The organism is Streptomyces sp. NPDC054834 (assembly GCF_053611185.1).
The window spans coordinates 18,859-34,312 of record NZ_JBSGZV010000035.1 but is presented as its reverse complement, the minus strand read 5'-3'; the positions used below and the strand labels follow the sequence as shown (position 1 = coordinate 34,312).

Annotated in this window: 13 protein-coding genes and 1 pseudogene; 8 read left to right on the top strand and 6 right to left on the bottom strand. The window is 70.1% G+C overall.

What is annotated here, in order from left to right; all coding sequences use genetic code 11:
- Positions 1-368 precede the first annotated feature (368 nt).
- The 6 genes from ACWGJM_RS34520 to ACWGJM_RS34495 form a co-directional block, all read right to left on the bottom strand.
- On the bottom strand, positions 369-818 hold the full coding sequence (locus ACWGJM_RS34520; RefSeq protein ID WP_453415702.1) for a hypothetical protein: 450 nt from the start codon (positions 816-818) through the stop codon (positions 369-371).
- 904 nt (positions 819-1,722) lie between these two features.
- On the bottom strand, positions 1,723-3,573 hold the full coding sequence (locus ACWGJM_RS34515) for an ABC transporter ATP-binding protein (protein ID WP_453415701.1): 1,851 nt from the start codon (positions 3,571-3,573) through the stop codon (positions 1,723-1,725).
- Positions 3,570-4,007, bottom strand: coding sequence for a lasso peptide biosynthesis B2 protein (locus ACWGJM_RS34510; protein WP_362686284.1), 438 nt, complete (start codon positions 4,005-4,007; stop codon positions 3,570-3,572). Before ACWGJM_RS34510 ends, ACWGJM_RS34515 begins: the two co-directional genes overlap by 4 nt.
- A complete protein-coding gene (locus ACWGJM_RS34505) occupies positions 4,004-4,258 on the bottom strand; it encodes a lasso peptide biosynthesis PqqD family chaperone (RefSeq protein ID WP_453415700.1) in 255 nt (84 codons plus the stop codon). The genes ACWGJM_RS34510 and ACWGJM_RS34505 overlap by 4 nt, the downstream gene beginning before the upstream one ends.
- 29 nt (positions 4,259-4,287) lie before the next feature.
- Positions 4,288-6,138 carry a lasso peptide isopeptide bond-forming cyclase gene (locus ACWGJM_RS34500; protein WP_453415699.1) on the bottom strand — a complete coding sequence of 617 codons (1,851 nt, stop codon included), beginning with the start codon at positions 6,136-6,138 and terminating at the stop codon, positions 4,288-4,290.
- Between the two features lie 26 nt (positions 6,139-6,164).
- Positions 6,165-6,275 (bottom strand): keywimysin-related RiPP, encoded by a 111-nt coding sequence (locus ACWGJM_RS34495; protein WP_107047813.1) that lies wholly within the window; start codon positions 6,273-6,275, stop codon positions 6,165-6,167.
- Positions 6,276-6,876: 601 nt separating this feature from the next.
- On the opposite strand from ACWGJM_RS34495, the pseudogene ACWGJM_RS34490 reads away from it, so the two are divergent.
- From ACWGJM_RS34490 to ACWGJM_RS34455, 8 genes and pseudogenes are all read left to right on the top strand, one after another.
- Positions 6,877-7,122, top strand: a pseudogene (locus ACWGJM_RS34490) (IS630 family transposase); the annotation flags it as partial.
- A gap of 549 nt (positions 7,123-7,671) precedes the next feature.
- Entirely contained in the window at positions 7,672-8,577 is a 906-nt protein-coding gene (locus ACWGJM_RS34485) for a LysR family transcriptional regulator (RefSeq protein WP_453415753.1), read from the top strand.
- Positions 8,578-8,732: 155 nt separating this feature from the next.
- Positions 8,733-9,902, top strand: a complete 1,170-nt coding sequence (locus tag ACWGJM_RS34480) for a CaiB/BaiF CoA transferase family protein (protein ID WP_453415698.1) — start codon at positions 8,733-8,735, stop codon at positions 9,900-9,902.
- Between the two features lie 26 nt (positions 9,903-9,928).
- A complete protein-coding gene (locus tag ACWGJM_RS34475) occupies positions 9,929-10,699 on the top strand; it encodes a crotonase/enoyl-CoA hydratase family protein (protein ID WP_453415697.1) in 771 nt (256 codons plus the stop codon).
- Positions 10,700-10,719: 20 nt separating this feature from the next.
- On the top strand, positions 10,720-11,475 hold the full coding sequence (locus ACWGJM_RS34470; RefSeq protein ID WP_453415696.1) for an acetoacetate decarboxylase: 756 nt from the start codon (positions 10,720-10,722) through the stop codon (positions 11,473-11,475).
- Between the two features lie 56 nt (positions 11,476-11,531).
- Positions 11,532-12,488 carry a 3-hydroxyacyl-CoA dehydrogenase NAD-binding domain-containing protein gene (locus ACWGJM_RS34465; protein ID WP_453415695.1) on the top strand — a complete coding sequence of 319 codons (957 nt, stop codon included), beginning with the start codon at positions 11,532-11,534 and terminating at the stop codon, positions 12,486-12,488.
- Entirely contained in the window at positions 12,485-13,732 is a 1,248-nt protein-coding gene (locus ACWGJM_RS34460; RefSeq protein WP_453415694.1) for an acyl-CoA dehydrogenase family protein, read from the top strand. Before ACWGJM_RS34465 ends, ACWGJM_RS34460 begins: the two co-directional genes overlap by 4 nt.
- A 171-nt stretch (positions 13,733-13,903) precedes the next feature.
- Positions 13,904-15,439: a class I adenylate-forming enzyme family protein gene (locus ACWGJM_RS34455; RefSeq protein ID WP_453415693.1), complete on the top strand. Its 1,536-nt coding sequence runs from the start codon at positions 13,904-13,906 to the stop codon at positions 15,437-15,439.
- The last annotated feature ends 15 nt before the right edge of the window (positions 15,440-15,454 follow it).

The window sequence follows — 15,454 nt, the reverse complement described above, 5'->3', positions numbered from 1 at the left end:
CCGGGGCCGGCATGCTGACCTTGTCGCCTTCGTGGCTCTGGACCGTGCCGAGACCCTGGCGGTGTGTGGTGACCTGAGCGGCGACGGACCGTTGCTGCGGTTGCGCCGGTGCGATGCTGAGGAGCCCAACTCCCAATGCCATGCCCGCTGCCGCGAGCGTGAGCCGCTTGTGGACATTCATCTTCCGATTCCCTCCGTGCTGGACGAGCCGGGCCTGCCTGGGGCGGCGGTCCGTGCCCTGTCACCTCGACTCTTTCCGCAGGGGAATTGAATGGGCAGTCGGTTCTGCCACCCTGATCAATGGCAGCATCGCCGGTCGGGGGCTGGGGCCGATGACGGTCAGCCACGGTTGCGCTGGTTGCTGTACTTCATTGCTGTACAGCGGTTGGGGCATTGACTGCCGTATTCGAGTGTCTGGTAAGGAGGCACGAGTTCATATCGTCGGGGTCCCCTACGGTCAGAGCCACCAGCAAGCGCCCCTTGTCCCGGTAAAGGTCGAACGGGGTACGTTGGTCTTCCATGACCAATTCGAGTTGCCGCTCGACGCCGGACTCGTCGATCTCCCAGGTGCCATCCCCGCTGACCCTCTGCGCGACCTTGCCGTCGAGATCCATCTCGGTAGGGATGCCGGTGGCGGACGCCGATCCGTCCGGATTCAAGGCCAACGTGGTGTCGCACCCCCGGGCACGCCAGATGCCTATGAGCTGAGAGGCGTGGACGTTCTTCGCAGGCGGATAGCCGCCCCACCCCATGCACGCGGAGACCGACAGGGCCATCGGGGCTGACATCAGCGCCCACTTCCATGCTCGGCTGTTCATCGCCCGTCCCCTTCGTACTGGTGGCCTGATCGGAGGCCTCTGGCGAACCCGGGCAGCATGCGGTCTTCGCGAGACGACGCGGGCGGTGGGCTGAGGCTTTGGGCTGGAGCTGCCGTGGGGCGAGCGATCGGGGCCCGTACGCTTGCCGCGAATCGGGCTGGCTCCCGGCCTCCCCGGCTGCGGCTGCGGGTCTTCCCATACTGGGTTTGCTCGGTGCTCACGCGGTCGGCGGAGCCTCACGAGCCCAGTCGAAAGGCATCGGCGCGGTCTGCGGGATTACCCAAGGGTCGGGATAGCGAGCGTGGCAACCGGTGCAGCGGGCGACGAACGGACCGACCTCGGGGTTCGTGAGAACGCTGTAGTGGCTGGAGGGCTGAGCCGGGAGCATGTGCCCGTTCGCGGTCGTCTCCAAGCCGGGCCACTCGGGCGAGCATTGGCACGGCGGCTCCACTGCGAACGGGTCGCCTTCAGGAGTCTTGGCCGTGCTCTTGAAGAGCTTGGCGAAGTTCTCTCGTATCGACATGGCGGCGGCCCCCTTCACTGCGCCCGGCTCTCGGGCCCCCAGACAGTAACCGAGGTCCGCGGAGTCTCAATGTCGCGCCTGTTGGTGTCAGCCGCAGTATGTGGTCTTGACCAGATGACCCCACATGTTCCTTTCCTGGTCCCGGGTGAGCCTGATAGGGGCGCCTGCCGGGTATCGGCCCGGTGAGGCGCCCTTTACGCTGTCTGGAAGAAGCCCGGCTTCCTAGGCGCATACGACCTCAGCAGGTTCTTCGTTTCATGGCGGTACGGCTACCGCACCAGTGTTGACCGGCAGGAACGCAACTCATGGCGGCGACCGTTGGGCCGTCGGCCCGTGCATGGCCCTGATCCTGGTCGGCTGAGATCCGGGAACGGCACGGTGTCAACCGGCCGTCCCCGCTCCGGCGCCGCCGGGCTCCCCGCCCGGCCGGAGCATCTGGCTGGCGGCCAGTTCACGGTAGAGGGCGTTGTCGGCCAGCAACTCCTCGTGGCGTCCGCCGGCGGCGGTGTGGCCGTCGTGCAGGACGATGATGTGGTCCGCGTGCTGCACGGTGGACAGGCGGTGGGCGACAACCAGGAGGGCGCACTCCTGGGCGACGTCTTTCATGACGGTGGTGAGCGCCGATTCATTGATCGCGTCGAGGTGGGAGGTGGGCTCGTCCAGCAGGAGCAACGCGGGGCGGGCCAGCAACGCGCGGGCGAGGGCGATGCGTTGGCGTTCGCCGCCGGAGAGGGTGCTGCCGCGTTCACCGATGACGGCGTTCAGGCCGCCGGGCAGCCGGTCGACGACTTCTTCGAGTCGGGCAAGTTCCGTGACGCGCCGAATCTCCGCTTCCGTGGCGTCGGGCACGGCGTAGGCGATGTTGTCGCGCAGGGTGCCGTGGACGACGTGAGTGTTCTGGTCGACGACGGCGATGCGCCGGCGGCATGCGTCGACGGTGAGTTCGGTCGCAGGCCGTCCGTCGAAGAGCACGTGGCCCGCGTCCGGCTCGTAGAACCTCGCCACCAGCGCGAACACCGTGCTCTTGCCGGCTCCGGACCGCCCCACCAGGGCGACGTGCTGCCGGTGCTCGACGGCGAACGAGACGTCGCGGAGGACCGGCCTGCCCGGGGCGTAGCCGAAGCGGACGTCGCGCAGGGCGAGGGCGGGCTGCGCGGGGGTTGCGGACGGCACGGCCGGCCGGGGGGTGTGCGTGCGGACTCCCGTGATCCGCGGTGCGGTGGGCTCGACAGGCAGACGGAGCGCCTCGTCGATGCGCTGGTAGGCGCCCATCCCGCGTTGGATGAGGCCCACGGCACGGAAGACGGAGGACAGCGGCAGGACGAGGTACGAGGCGTACAGCAGGAAGGCGACGAGGTCGCCGAGGGAGCCGGCCCGGCCGTTGACGCGCAGGCCGCCGACGACCAGGACGATGAGGAAGGAGCCCTGAACGGCGAGTTCGACAGCGGGGCTCATGACAGAAGCGAGCTTCGCGGTGCGCACCCCCGCGCCGTAGGCCGCTTCGACGCGTGCGCCGATACAAGCCGCCTCGCGCTCCTCGGCGCGGTGCACCCGGACCATCGGCAGGGCACCGAGGGCGCGTTCCAGGTCGGCGGCGATGGCACCAACCGAGTCCTGCATCTGTTCGGACGCGCCTCTGATGCCGGTGAGTAGCGAGGCCACGACCAGTGCCGCCGCGGCCACAGTGACGGCGACCAGGAGCAGCAGCAGAGGGTCGAGCCACGCCATGAGGACGATCGCCCCGACGGCGACAAGGCTTCCCGTCACCAGATCGACGAGGGCCTGCGACACGACCTCCCGGAGCAGGGTGGTGTCGGCCGTCACCCGGGAGATGAGGTCGCCGCCCCGGTGGCGTTCGTACTCCCTCATCTCCAGCCGGAGCAGCCGCCCCACCAGCCCGTGTCTGAGCTGCCGTACGACACCTTCTCCCATCCGTTCCAGAAGGAAGCGTCCCGCGGCTCCCGTCACCGCTTCGGTGAGGAACAGTGCGCAGAGGAGTGCCAGCAGCGGCCAGATGACCTGCCCGCGGCCGCTCGCGTCCACGACGTGCTTGGCGACGAGCGGCTGGGCCAGTCCCAGGGCGGAGCCCACGAGGGTCAGTACCGTGGCGACCGCGACGGCGCTCCGGTGCCCGGCGGTGAGCCGATACATCGTGGCCACCGCCGCCCGGGTGGACTTGTCACCCTCGGCGACCGCGCCCCGGCCGCCGTTCAGAACCCTCGTGCCGGTCATCGGGCGGTCGGCCGTGGCAGCGGGTCGACGGCCACGAGCCGGGCGAAGTAGCCGTCCGGCACACCCTCGCCGACGGGACGGCCCTCCGCCTCGATCCAGGCGTGCGCGGTGAAGGGCGGGACGACGCGTACGCCGGTGCACCAGGTCGGCCATGTTCCGCCGAGCCGGCACACCAGTGCCGCCCCCAGAGAGCGTGGCAGGCACCCCTTCGGTCCGGCGCAGCGCAGGCTGGCGGCGCACATGGCGTCGCGCGCGTTCTGGGCCTGCGCGGCGGTGGCGGGCGCGGCACCGCGCCGCAGGATGCCGAGTACGGTGCGGATGCGGCGGGGCGGCAGAAGAGCGAGGACGACGGCGGGGAGCAGGACGAGGCGGGCGGCCAGGCGCCGGGCCACAGGAACACCGGCGGGTCGTTCCAGCGCGCTGGGCGTCGTCATGAGGCGAGCCCCGAGCTCCGCAACTCCCGTACGAGCGTCCCGACGTCCCGCACGGCCTGCGCCTGGTCGATGTCGAACTCCCGGACCAGGGCGGCGGCCGCGTCCGCCTCCTCGCCGCCGTCGAGCAGCGTCCGCACGACCAGAGTGGCGGTCGGATTCAACTCCCAATAGGCACCGGCCCGTTCGTCCAGCAGTACCGTGCCGTAGTCGGTCTCGGCCGTGGAGACGTTGTCACCGAACCGCAGGGGCATGTGGGGGCCTTTCTGACGTGGGGACGTGGTCAGGGGTGCGGGACATGGGTGCGGGTGCGGGCGAGTCCCCGCAGCCACACCTCCGCGGCGATCGTGGAGTAGAGGATGGCGTCGGACAGCCCCGGAGAGGCGGGCCTCCGGGCGAGGCGGCGGAGTTCGGCGCCGTCCACCAGGCCCAGCGCCTCCAGCCGCGAGTCCTTCCACAGGGCCAGCAGGTCGGCGCGGTGTTCCCGCAGTCCGTTGGAGGCGTCCATGGAGGCCGTGGCCTTGTTGGCCCGCCGCAGGCAGGCCTCGGGCACGATCCCGCGCATCGCGGCGCTCAGGACGGGCTTGTACGCCCAGGGCGTGACGCGCTCGCTCGGGCGTACGGCGAGACAGGCCTCGATGACGCGGTCGTCGAGGAAGGGAGAAGCCATCGGCAGGCCGGCGCGGGCTGCCATCCGGTCCCACTGCCGGATGACGCGGGTGCACGAGCGGATCTGTTCCAGGTCGGTGTGCAGGCCACGGTCCGGATGCAGTGGCGAGATGGTCTCCGAGGCCGTAAGCAGTGCCTCACGGGCCATCCGTTCGGCGTCGGGAGTCACCCAGTCGAACAGGCGCGGGGCCATGCCCCAGCCGAGACCCGTCGCGACCGACGGGGCCAACGGGCCACGCAGTCGGCCGGCGGCGTCGGCGAGCCATTGCCCGTACGGCCGGGAGTCGGCGAGAGCGCGGACCGTGCCGGCGAGCGGCCACTGCCACAGTGCCCGGAATCCGCGCAACTGGCGCAGGGCGAAGAGCGGACGGCCGCGCAGCAGCCGGTGGTAGTACGCCTCTGAGCACCATGCCACGTGGTCGCCGCCGATGCCGGTCAGGTGCAACCGGCTGCCGCGTGAGGCGAGGCCGGGCAGATGATGCAGGACCCGGGAGCGGTCCATGACGCCGATGGTGGGCTCGTCGAGGAGGTCGTCGATGGCGAGCAGGTCCTCGTAGACCAGCGGCGACGCGTCGGCGTCCCAGACCACGTGCTCGACGTCCGGGAGGTGGCCCATCGCCCGCTCCGCCCAGTACAGGTCGGTGTCCGCCGGATCGCGTCCCGGCCATGTACTGGCCACCACGCGGGCGGGGGAGCGGTCGGCCAGGAAGCAGACGGAGGTGGAGTCCAGGCCGCCGGACAGGTCGCAGCTCACGACGCCGCCCTGCCGGGTACGCGCGCCGACGGCCTCCTCCAGCGCGGTCCGGATCAGCGGCGCCGCTTCAGCGAGCGGCCGGACCGGCTCCGGCGGTGTCCACCACCGGGTATGCCGTACGGTGCGCCCGTCCGCGGCGACAATCACGGCGTCCTGTGGAGGAACGGCGGTGACCGCGCGCCACAGAGACGTCTCGAACAGCGGATACGGGGCGGGCCACAGCAGCCTTACGGCCAACTCTTCCACGTCGGGGTCGAGGCCCAGGACGGCGGCGAGCGTGTCGGCACGGGTGGCGGCCACCCGTACGCCGTCCGTCTCCGCGTGGAAGACCAGTCGCAGGCCGGAGGCGGTGCCCTGAACCCTGATCTGTCCGTCGAGGGAGCCGACGAGGTGGAAACTGCCGGGGAGGGAACGGGCCAGGGCGTCGAGCCCCGCGAGATCGCGCAACCGTGCGGCCCGCCGCCGCAGTTCACCGGCGTCGATGGGGCAGCAGCCGACGACGGCGACGGCGGCACCGCCGGCGGTCGCCGTGACCATTTCGTCGTCGTGCCAGCGGCCGACCAGCCAGGGCCGGCCCGACGCATGCGCGAGGATCCGGCTTTCGGGGCGGGCGAAGGAGCGGGCCACGGCGGCCGCGTCCGCACGGTCGGTGAAGACCGCGAAGTGCGCGTCGCCGGGGCCCGTCCCCGCACTTTCGTGCAGTTCAGTCATGACGTCGGGTCAAGGACCGTCGGTCGTCAGTTCTTGCTCAGGATCAGCCGGTCGTTGCCGGAGCGCTGGAGGAGCCCCGTTTCCTTCCGGAAGGTGCCGAGCCGGACGAGCGTCGGTGCCTCGTATGCCTTCTTCATGACTACTCCTCACGTGCGGTTTCCCGACCGCTTCCCTGACCGACGACCCGGCACTGACCGGTGTGCCGTCGGTCTGCCCAGGGTTCATCGGGAACCTGGGCCGGAAGTGGGCGCATCACCCAGCTAGCTGCAGAACGTGAGCCGGTGGCAAGGACGTTCATAAAAGTCGCATAATATGCGAAATTCGAAACCCCCGGAATGCGTGCACCTCGCCTGGTGGTTGTCGTTGGCACTGCATTGTCGTGCGGCTCGTGGTGTGCTTGGTGGAAGAAACGATATGGGCTGTGTCCTTGCAGCTAGCTGCCGCTCCTCCCGGACGCGCCTGACGACGGCCATGGGCGGGCGCCGCCGGGCGCACTCCGCGCCCGTGGACACGCGCCGCTTCCTGGCGCTCCACTCCAAGCGTTCACCAGATGTCTCACCGACGGCCGAGTGCAGGCGAAACCGCCGGGCCGTGCCGGAACGGACGCACGGCCCCGCCGGACATGAACGGACGGGGTCGGTCGTGACGTCTTGGCCACCAAGCCACACCGCGTTCCCGCACCTCTGGAGATCTTTGAGGGGGCGGGTTACGTGGGGGCGTGCCGGCTGTCGTGGGCCGCGCTGTGCGGCCCGGCGGTTCAGGGTGACGCGTAGGTCGGCGAACCGCCGGCGTCGGGCATCGGCTTCGGGCGGTCGGCAGGCCCTGGTCTCCAAGGGCCCCGGCGTTGCCCGCTCGACCGCGCTTTCCGCAGGCGGTGTCAGAGGCCGGCCCGCCGTCGCTTGGAGCGACCAGTGCCGGAGCTCGGCCAGGACCACCGAGGTCGTACGTCACAGGTTCGGCGTCGAGTACACCCTTTCCGGTCTTCCTCGTCGGTATCGGTCAGTGGCTCGACATCGGGCGCAGGCGCACGGGGACGGAGGTGTGTCCATTGCTGCCGTTGCTCGCCAGCGGGGGCGGGGTCCTCATCTTGAAGCGTTCTTCGGTTGCATGTACTTCGCGGCTTACCCGAGGGCTGAACCGGGGGTTTGGTCCGTGACTGGTCCGGAAGCACTGGCCAGGAGGGGTACAACCGTGAGAGGAAATGGGAGTTAGCGTGCAAGCCGGGCTCGGTCGAGAGCGAGCTGAGCGAAAGGCGCCTGACGGGTGAAAACCCAGGTCAGGCGCCTTTTCGCATGCGTCTAGAAGAAGCCCAGCTTCTTCGGCGAGTACGACACCAGCAGGTTCTTCGTCTGCTGGTGGTACACGCGCACCACGGCATCTGAGCTGCACGGATGAGGCGGGGAAGCAGCCGACGGCATTGCGGCCCGTGGATGGCTGGGATCTCGGCTGACGGTACTTGAGTGGCAGGGACCGCCGTCTTCGGGCGTCCTGCGGCCGGGGATTCCTGCCGTGGGTAGGGTGACCGGCGTGGACATGCTGCACCTGCGCTACTTCGTCGCCGTGGCCGAGGAACTCAACTTCTCGCAGGCGGCGCGCAGACTGCACATGGCGGCTTCTCCGCTCAGCCAGCGGATCAAGGACCTCGAACGCGAACTCGGCCATGAACTCTTCGAGCGCACCACCCACCGCGTCGATCTGACCTCGGCGGGTGCCGCGCTGCTGCCGATGGCGCGGGATGTCCTGGAGCGCGTCAATTCGATCCCGTGGCGGCTCAGTGAGGCGGTGCGTCCGCGGCTCGACAGGCTGTTCATAGGGATGCCCGCCGGGGTGCACCCGCTGCTGCGGGAGCGGGTCCGGCTGCTCGAGGGCGCGTGCCGTGAGGTGTGCGAACTCAAGCGCTGGCCCGGCACGTCGGCGGACCTGGCGGACGCGGTGCGCGACGGCAGGCTGGCCATGGCGCTGGCCCGGCTGCCGGTCTCCGACCCGGCGTTGGAGATCATCGAGGTGATGCGCGAGGTGCTGGGTGCCGCGGTGCCGGCCGACCGGTTCGCGGGGCGGGCGTCCGTCACCCTGGAGGAGCTGGCCGACCTGTCGTATGTGGCCACGCCGAACGACGCCACCCCGGCCTATTTCGAGGAAATCGACGCCCGTCTTAATTCGGTCGGCGTGAAGAAAAGAATCCGCATAAAAATGGCCGACTATTCCGGAAGCTCGGAACTGATCTCCTCCGGTATCGCGTTTTCGATGACCATGCTCTCGCCGGAGAGCCCCATGCACCTGTACCGGTTGGACAATGTGGCCGTGCTGCCCGTCGAAGACTTCCAACCCACCCTGATCACCGGCCTGTTGTTCCGCGCCGATCGGGCGAAAACCGGCGGGGACCTGAGCGAGGTCGCTGCCCTGGCCCGCCGGATCTTCGATGAGGTCATCACCGTCTGACCGGTTTCCGTACGCCCTTTTGTGTGGAATGCGGAATGGGTGTGACCGCTGTGGTCATACCCTTGTTCGCCAGTTGATCATTCCCTTCCGGTCTGTTCATGCATAACGTCGTCGGTGGAAACATTCGCCATGAAATTACTGCGTGAACAGGAGTGATGATGGACATCACGGCCGTCGGCACCACGGGTCCGCTGGACGGTGTGCGGGTGATCGATCTGTCAACGGTGGTGATGGGGCCCTACGCGGCGCAGATCCTGGGCGACCTCGGTGCCGACGTCATCAAGATCGAGTCCCCGTCCGACACGGTTCGGGTGGGCCCATACCGCACCACGCCGGGCATGACCCCGCTCAACCTCAACGTCAACCGCAACAAGCGCAGCGTGACGTTGAACCTCAAGGACGACGCCGACCGCGCACGGGCCCTGGAACTGATCGACAGCGCCGACGCGCTGGTCACCAACATGCGCCCGGGCGCGCTCGCCCGCCTAGGCCTCGGCCACGCCGACGTCGCCGCCCGCAACCCGGGCCTGGTCTACGCCCACGCCCAGGGGTTCCGCAGCGACTCCGACCGGGCCGGCAACGCGGCCTACGACGAGACCGTGCAGGCCGCCTCCGGACTGGTGGACGTGACCAACCGGGCGCTGGGCACCCCGGCGTACCTGCCGACGATCATCGGCGACAAGGTATGCGCGCTGACCATCGTCTACTCGGTGCTCGCCGCGCTGATCCACCGTGGCCGCACCGGCGCCGGCCAGTATGTCGAGATCCCGATGACCGACACGCTCATCGCCTTCAACCTCGTCGAGCATCTGGCGGGCCATGTCTTCGAACCGCCGGAAGGGCCGACCGGGTTCCCGCTGTCGATGAAGAGGGGGCACCGCGCCGTGCCCACCCAGGACGGCCTCGCCTGTGTCATGCCGTACAACCCGCAGAACTTCCGGGACTTCTTCCTCGCCGCAGACCGTGCCGATCTCGCCGCGGACCCGCGGGTCAACGGCGAGTCCATCGCCGATGACGACGTCGATGCTCTGATGGAGCTGGTGGGGGAGTGCTCGCCGAGCCTGACCACCGAGGAGTGGGAGCGGGTCTGCGCCAAGCACAGCATCCCGATGGCGCCCGTGCTCGAACTCGACCGGGCCGCCGAGGACCCGTACGTGCGCGGCGGCCGGCTGCTCGACGTGGTGGACCACCCCAGCGAGGGCGCGATCCGCTCGGTCGGCATCCCGGTGCGGTTCTCCGCCACTCCGGGTTCGGTCCGCCGGCTCGCCCCGCTGCCCGGCCAGCACACCGAAGAGGTCTTCCAGGAACTCGCAGCCGGCCGCTGACCGGCCGTCAAGCAAGGACGCACACCATGCACAGCACCACCGAGGTGCGGACCGAGACCATCGGCTCCTCACTGCTCATCACCATCGACCGGCCCAAGGCGCGCAACGCCGTCAACGCGGCCGTCGCCGCCGGACTGTCCGCGGCCCTCGATCAGTTGGAGGCGGACCCCGGCCTGCGGGTCGGCGTGCTCACCGGCGCCGGCGGCACGTTCAGCGCCGGAATGGACCTCAAGGCCGCGCTGGCCGGTGAATCGCCCGAGATCCCGGGGCGCGGCTTCGGCGGCCTGACCCAGGCCCGCACGACCAAGCCGCTGATCGCCGCCGTCGAGGGCTGGGCCATGGGAGGCGGCTTCGAACTTGCCCTGGCCTGCGATCTGATCGTCGCCGCGGACGACGCCCGGTTCGGCCTCCCCGAGGTCAGTCGCGGGCTGATCGCGGCGGGCGGCGGAGCGATCCGGCTGCCCAAGCGCATCCCGTACCACCTGGCCATGGAACTGCTGCTGACCGGTGAACCGGTCACCGGCGAACGGGCCGGGCGGCTGGGCATCGCCAATCGTGTCGTGCGGGCCGGGGAGACCGTCGCCGCCGCCCTGCGGATGGCCGAGCGGATCGCGCAGAACGCCCCGCTGGCACTGGCCGCCGTCAAGGAACTCGTCCGCGCCGCCGACGGCGCGCCGGAGGAGGAGGCGTTCGCCGTGCAGGCGCGGCAGATGGCCCGGCTCGCCGCCTCCGCCGACGTACGCGAGGGCATGACCGCCTTCACCGAACGCCGCTCCCCGGTCTGGCAGGGCCGGTAGGCCCCGAGGGAGAACACACGATGCATCAGCACGACGTACCCCGGCACATCGCGACGCCGCTCACCAACCCGGCCTATCCGCCGGTCGTGCCGCGCTTCACCAACCGCGAGTACCTCAACATCGTCTACCGCACCGACCACGAGGCACTGCGCGCCGTCGTGCCCGAACCGCTGGAGATCGACGAGCCGCTGGTGCGCTTCGAGGTCATGCGGATGGGCGACGTCAGCGGATACGGACCGTACACCGAGTCCGGCCAGGCGATCCCGGTCCGCTACGAAGGCGAGCGGGGCGAGTACCTGCACGCGATGTACCTGGACAACCTTCCGGCCATCACGTCCGGCCGCGAGGCCAGTGCCTATCCCAAGACCGCCGGATCGCCCGCCCTCTACGTCGACCACGGAGCGCTGGTCGGTGTGCTCGACGTGGGCACGCTGCGGGTGGCGACCGCCACGATGGGCTACAAGCACTACGAGCTGTCGGTCGAGGAGGCCGTGGCCCAGGTCGGTGTGCCGACCTACATGCTGAAGCTGGTCCCCGGGTTCGACGGGGCGCCGCAGGTGGCGCAGTTGGTGCGCACCGAGATCACCGACATCACGGTGAAGGGCGCCTGGACCGGCCCCGCCCGGCTACAGCTCTTCGAGCACGTGCTGGCGCCCCTGGCCGATCTGCCGGTGCGCGAGATCGTCTCCGCCAGTCACATCCTGACCGACCTGACCCTGGCGCCGGTCAAGCCCGTCCACGACTACCTGGCCCACCCCGCCCACCTCGTGCGGTGAACACGGCCACGCAGCCAAAAGGAAGAGCAGATGGAAGAGCAGAAGGAAGACATGTGATGACCGAGCCATTCACCACCGCCGCGGTGGTCGGCGCCGGGACGATCGGCCTGTCCTGGGCCGCGCTCTTCGCGGGCCACGGCATGCGGGTACGCGTCACCGACCCGCGGCCGGACCTGGCCGAGGCGGTCGCCGAGGCGCTTGACCAGGCGACCGGGCAGCTGGCCGCGCAGGGCCTGGACACGCACGGCCTCGCCGAACGGGTACACATCGTCGACGACCTCGCCGACGCGGTGCGCGAAGCCGACATCGTCCAGGAGAACGGGCCGGAGAACGCCGATTTCAAGCGGGAGTTGTTCACCACCCTGGTCGGCGCGGCCCCCGCACACGCGCTGCTGCTCAGCTCCTCCTCGGCGATCCCCGCCACGGCGTTCACCGACACCATCGAGGACGCCGACCGGATCCTGATCGGCCACCCCTTCAACCCGCCGCACCTGGTGCCGCTGGTGGAGGTGGTGCCGGGGGAGCGCACCTCCGAGGAGAGCGTGGCGCGGGCCGTGGACTTCTACCGCTTCGTCGGCCGGGTCCCGGTCGTGGAACGCAAGGAGATCCCCGGCTTCGTCGGCAACCGCCTGCAGAACGCCCTCAGCCGGGAGGCCATCTACCTCGTCGAGCAGGGCGTCGTCAGCCCGGCGGAGCTGGACACCGTGATGGTGAACTCGCTCGGCCTGCGCTGGGCGACGGTCGGACCGTTCCTCGGCGCTCACCTCGGCGGCGGCCCCGGCGGATACCGGCACATGGCCCGGCACATCGGCGTGTCGATGCAGAAGATGTGGGACTCGCTCGGCCGCCCGGAGCAGAGCGCCGAACAGACCGAACGGCTCGTCGCGGCCGTCGAGGACGCCTACGGCTCCCGTTCCTACGCCGACCTCAGCCAGGAACGCGACGCCAAGCAGATCGCCGTGCTGTCCGCCCGGGACAGCGCCACCAGCCTGGAGAAGGAGACCCGGTCATGACCGCCCTGCTGCCCGAGACGGCATCCGAGAAGGCATCCGAGAAGGCATCCGAGAAGGCTTCCGCCGACGAGCGGCCGGCCGCGGACTTCTACGACTTCGAGTCGCTGCTCCCGCCGCACGAGCGCGAACTGCTGCTGCGCGCCCGGTCGTTCATGCGCACCGAGGTCAAGCCGCTGGTCAACGAGTACTGGGCGAAGGGGGAGTTTCCCCGCGAGCTCATCGGCAAATTCCGCGAGCTGGGACTCGCCGGCGTCCCCTACGAGGGGTACGGCGACCCCCTGCCGGCCGGAAGCAACCTGCTGGTCGGCATGCTCTCGATGGAGTACACCCGCACCGACGCCTCCAGCGCCACCTTCTTCGGCGTGCACAGCGGCCTGGCGATGTACAGCATCTACCGCGGCGGCGACCAGGAACAGCGCGACCGCTGGCTGCCCTCGATGGCCGCACTGGACACCATCGGCGCCTTCGCGATGACCGAGCCGCTCGGCGGCTCCGACGTGGCCGGGGGCATGCGCACCACGGCCCGCTGGGACGGCGAGAACTGGGTGCTCAACGGCGCCAAGCGGTGGATCGGCAACGCCACCTTCGCCGACCTGGTGGTGGTCTGGGCCCGCGACGAGGCGGACGACAAGGTCAAGGGCTTCGTGGTGGAGAAGGGCACCCCGGGCTTCTCCCCGGTGAAGATCGAGAACAAGATCGCGTTCAGGATCGTGGAGAACGCTGAGATCACTCTGACCGACGTCAAGGTGCCCGAGGCCAACCGGCTGCGGCGGATCAACTCCTTCCGTGACGTGGCGGAGATCCTCCGGGCCACCCGCAGCGGGGTCGCCTGGCAGGCCCTCGGCGTGATGATCGGCGCCTACGAGCTGGCGCTGGACTACGCCAAGGAACGCAGGCAGTTCGGCCGCCCGATCGCACGGTTCCAGATGGTGCAGGACCTGCTGGTCAAGAGCCTCGGCAACATCACCGCCTGCTGGGGCATGCTGGTCCGGCTCGCACGGTTGCAGGACGCCGGCGTCTTCCGCGACGAGCACTCCTCGCTGGCGAAGGCGTACGTCACCTCGCGGATGCGCGAGGTGGTGGCGTGGTGCCGGGAGATCTTCGGGGGCAACGGCATCGTGCTCGACTACGACATCGCCCGCTTCTTCGCCGACGCCGAGGCGATCTACTCGTTCGAAGGCACCCGCGAGATGAACACTCTCATCGTCGGCAAGGCGGTCACCGGCGAGAGCGCCTTCGTCTGACCCGGGCTCCCCACGACCCCGCGCCGGCCCCGAGTGAAGCGTGCCTCGGGGCCGGCGCGGACCAGTGCGGACGTGCCGCACCGGGTTGTGCGCCGCGCACAAGTCCGGACGCGAGCGTCGTCGTCCGCGCCCATGGGCCGCGAGCACCACCGATTCGTACCGTCTCTCCTCATGTACCGGACATCCGTCCCGCGCCTGGACGGGCACCCCGTCCGCCCGACGTCCGTCGACGTACTACGAGGAGCCGACATGCACATCGCGGAACTGCCAGATCTGCGGGCCCGACGGGACGCGCACGGCCCCTGCACAGCCGACGAATCGTCAGGCATGGACAACGCGGAGTTCGCCCGCCGGGTCCGCCGGGCCGCGGCGGCCCTGCGGGCACGGGGGATCGGGCGCGGGGACGTGGTGGCACTGCTGCTGCCCAACACGGTGGACTTCGTCGTCACGCTCTTCGCCGCCTGGCGACTCGGCGCGGCGGTGACACCGGTCAACCCGGCCCTCACCGAGGAGGAGGTGCGGTACCAGCTCGGCGATGCGGGTGCCGCGGTGGTCGTCACCGCCGAGCCGTCGCCACTCGCCGGGACGCTCACGGTGGCCGAACTGGGCGCCGCGGCCGAGGACACGGCCGCACCGCAGACGGATGCGGACGCGCTCGCCCTGCTGATCTACACCAGCGGCAGCACCGGGCGCCCCAAGGGCGTCATGCTCGACCACGCCAACCTCGCCGCCATGGCGGGCATGATGATCGAGGCCGCCCGGCTCTCCGAGGCCGACCACAGCCTGCTGATCCTGCCGCTCTTCCACGTCAACGGGATCGTGGTCGGTGTGCTTTCCCCGCTGCTGGCCGGCGGGCGGGTCACGGTGGCCGGGCGGTTCCGGGCCGAGACCTTCTTCGACCTGGTCGAAGCCGCGCGCCCGACCTGCTTCTCCGCGGTCCCGGCGATCTACTCGATGCTCGCCGAACTGCCGGACCACGTACGGCCGGACACCTCGTCGGTGCGGTTCGCCGCCTGCGGGGCGGCCCCGATGCCGCCCGCACTCATCGAGCGGTTCGAGCGCCGCTACGGCATCCCGATCCTGGAGGGCTACGGCCTCTCCGAGGGCACCTGCGCCTCCACCACCAACCCGCTGGACGGCCCGCGCAGGCCCGGCACGGTCGGACGGCCGCTGCCCGGCCAGCAGGTCGCCGTGATGGATCCGCAGGGCCGGATCGTCCCGGCGGGCCAGACCGGTGAAGTGGTCGTCCGCGGACCCAATGTGATGCGCGGCTACCTGGGCCGCCCGGAGGAGACCGCCCGCGCCGTGGTCGACGGCTGGCTGCACACGGGTGATGTCGGCCGCTTCGACGAGGACGGCTATCTGGTGCTGGTCGACCGCATCAAGGACATGATCATCCGAGGTGGCGAGAACATCTACCCCAAGGAGGTCGAGACCGTCCTCGGCGACCACCCCGATGTGCTCGAAGCCGCCGTGGTGGGCGCCGCCGACCCGCGGCTCGGCGAAGTACCGGTGGCGTTCGTGGCGCTGCGTCCGGGCGCGGTGGCCGACGCGGGCGGACTGCTCGACCACTGCCGGGCCCGGCTGGCCAGGTTCAAGGTGCCCACCGAGATCACCTTCGTCGACCGGCTGCCCAGGAATCCCGTCGGCAAGACGGACAAGCCCGCGCTGCGGGCCAGGACCACCGCCGTCACCGTGGCCGGCTGAGCAGGGGACGGGAGA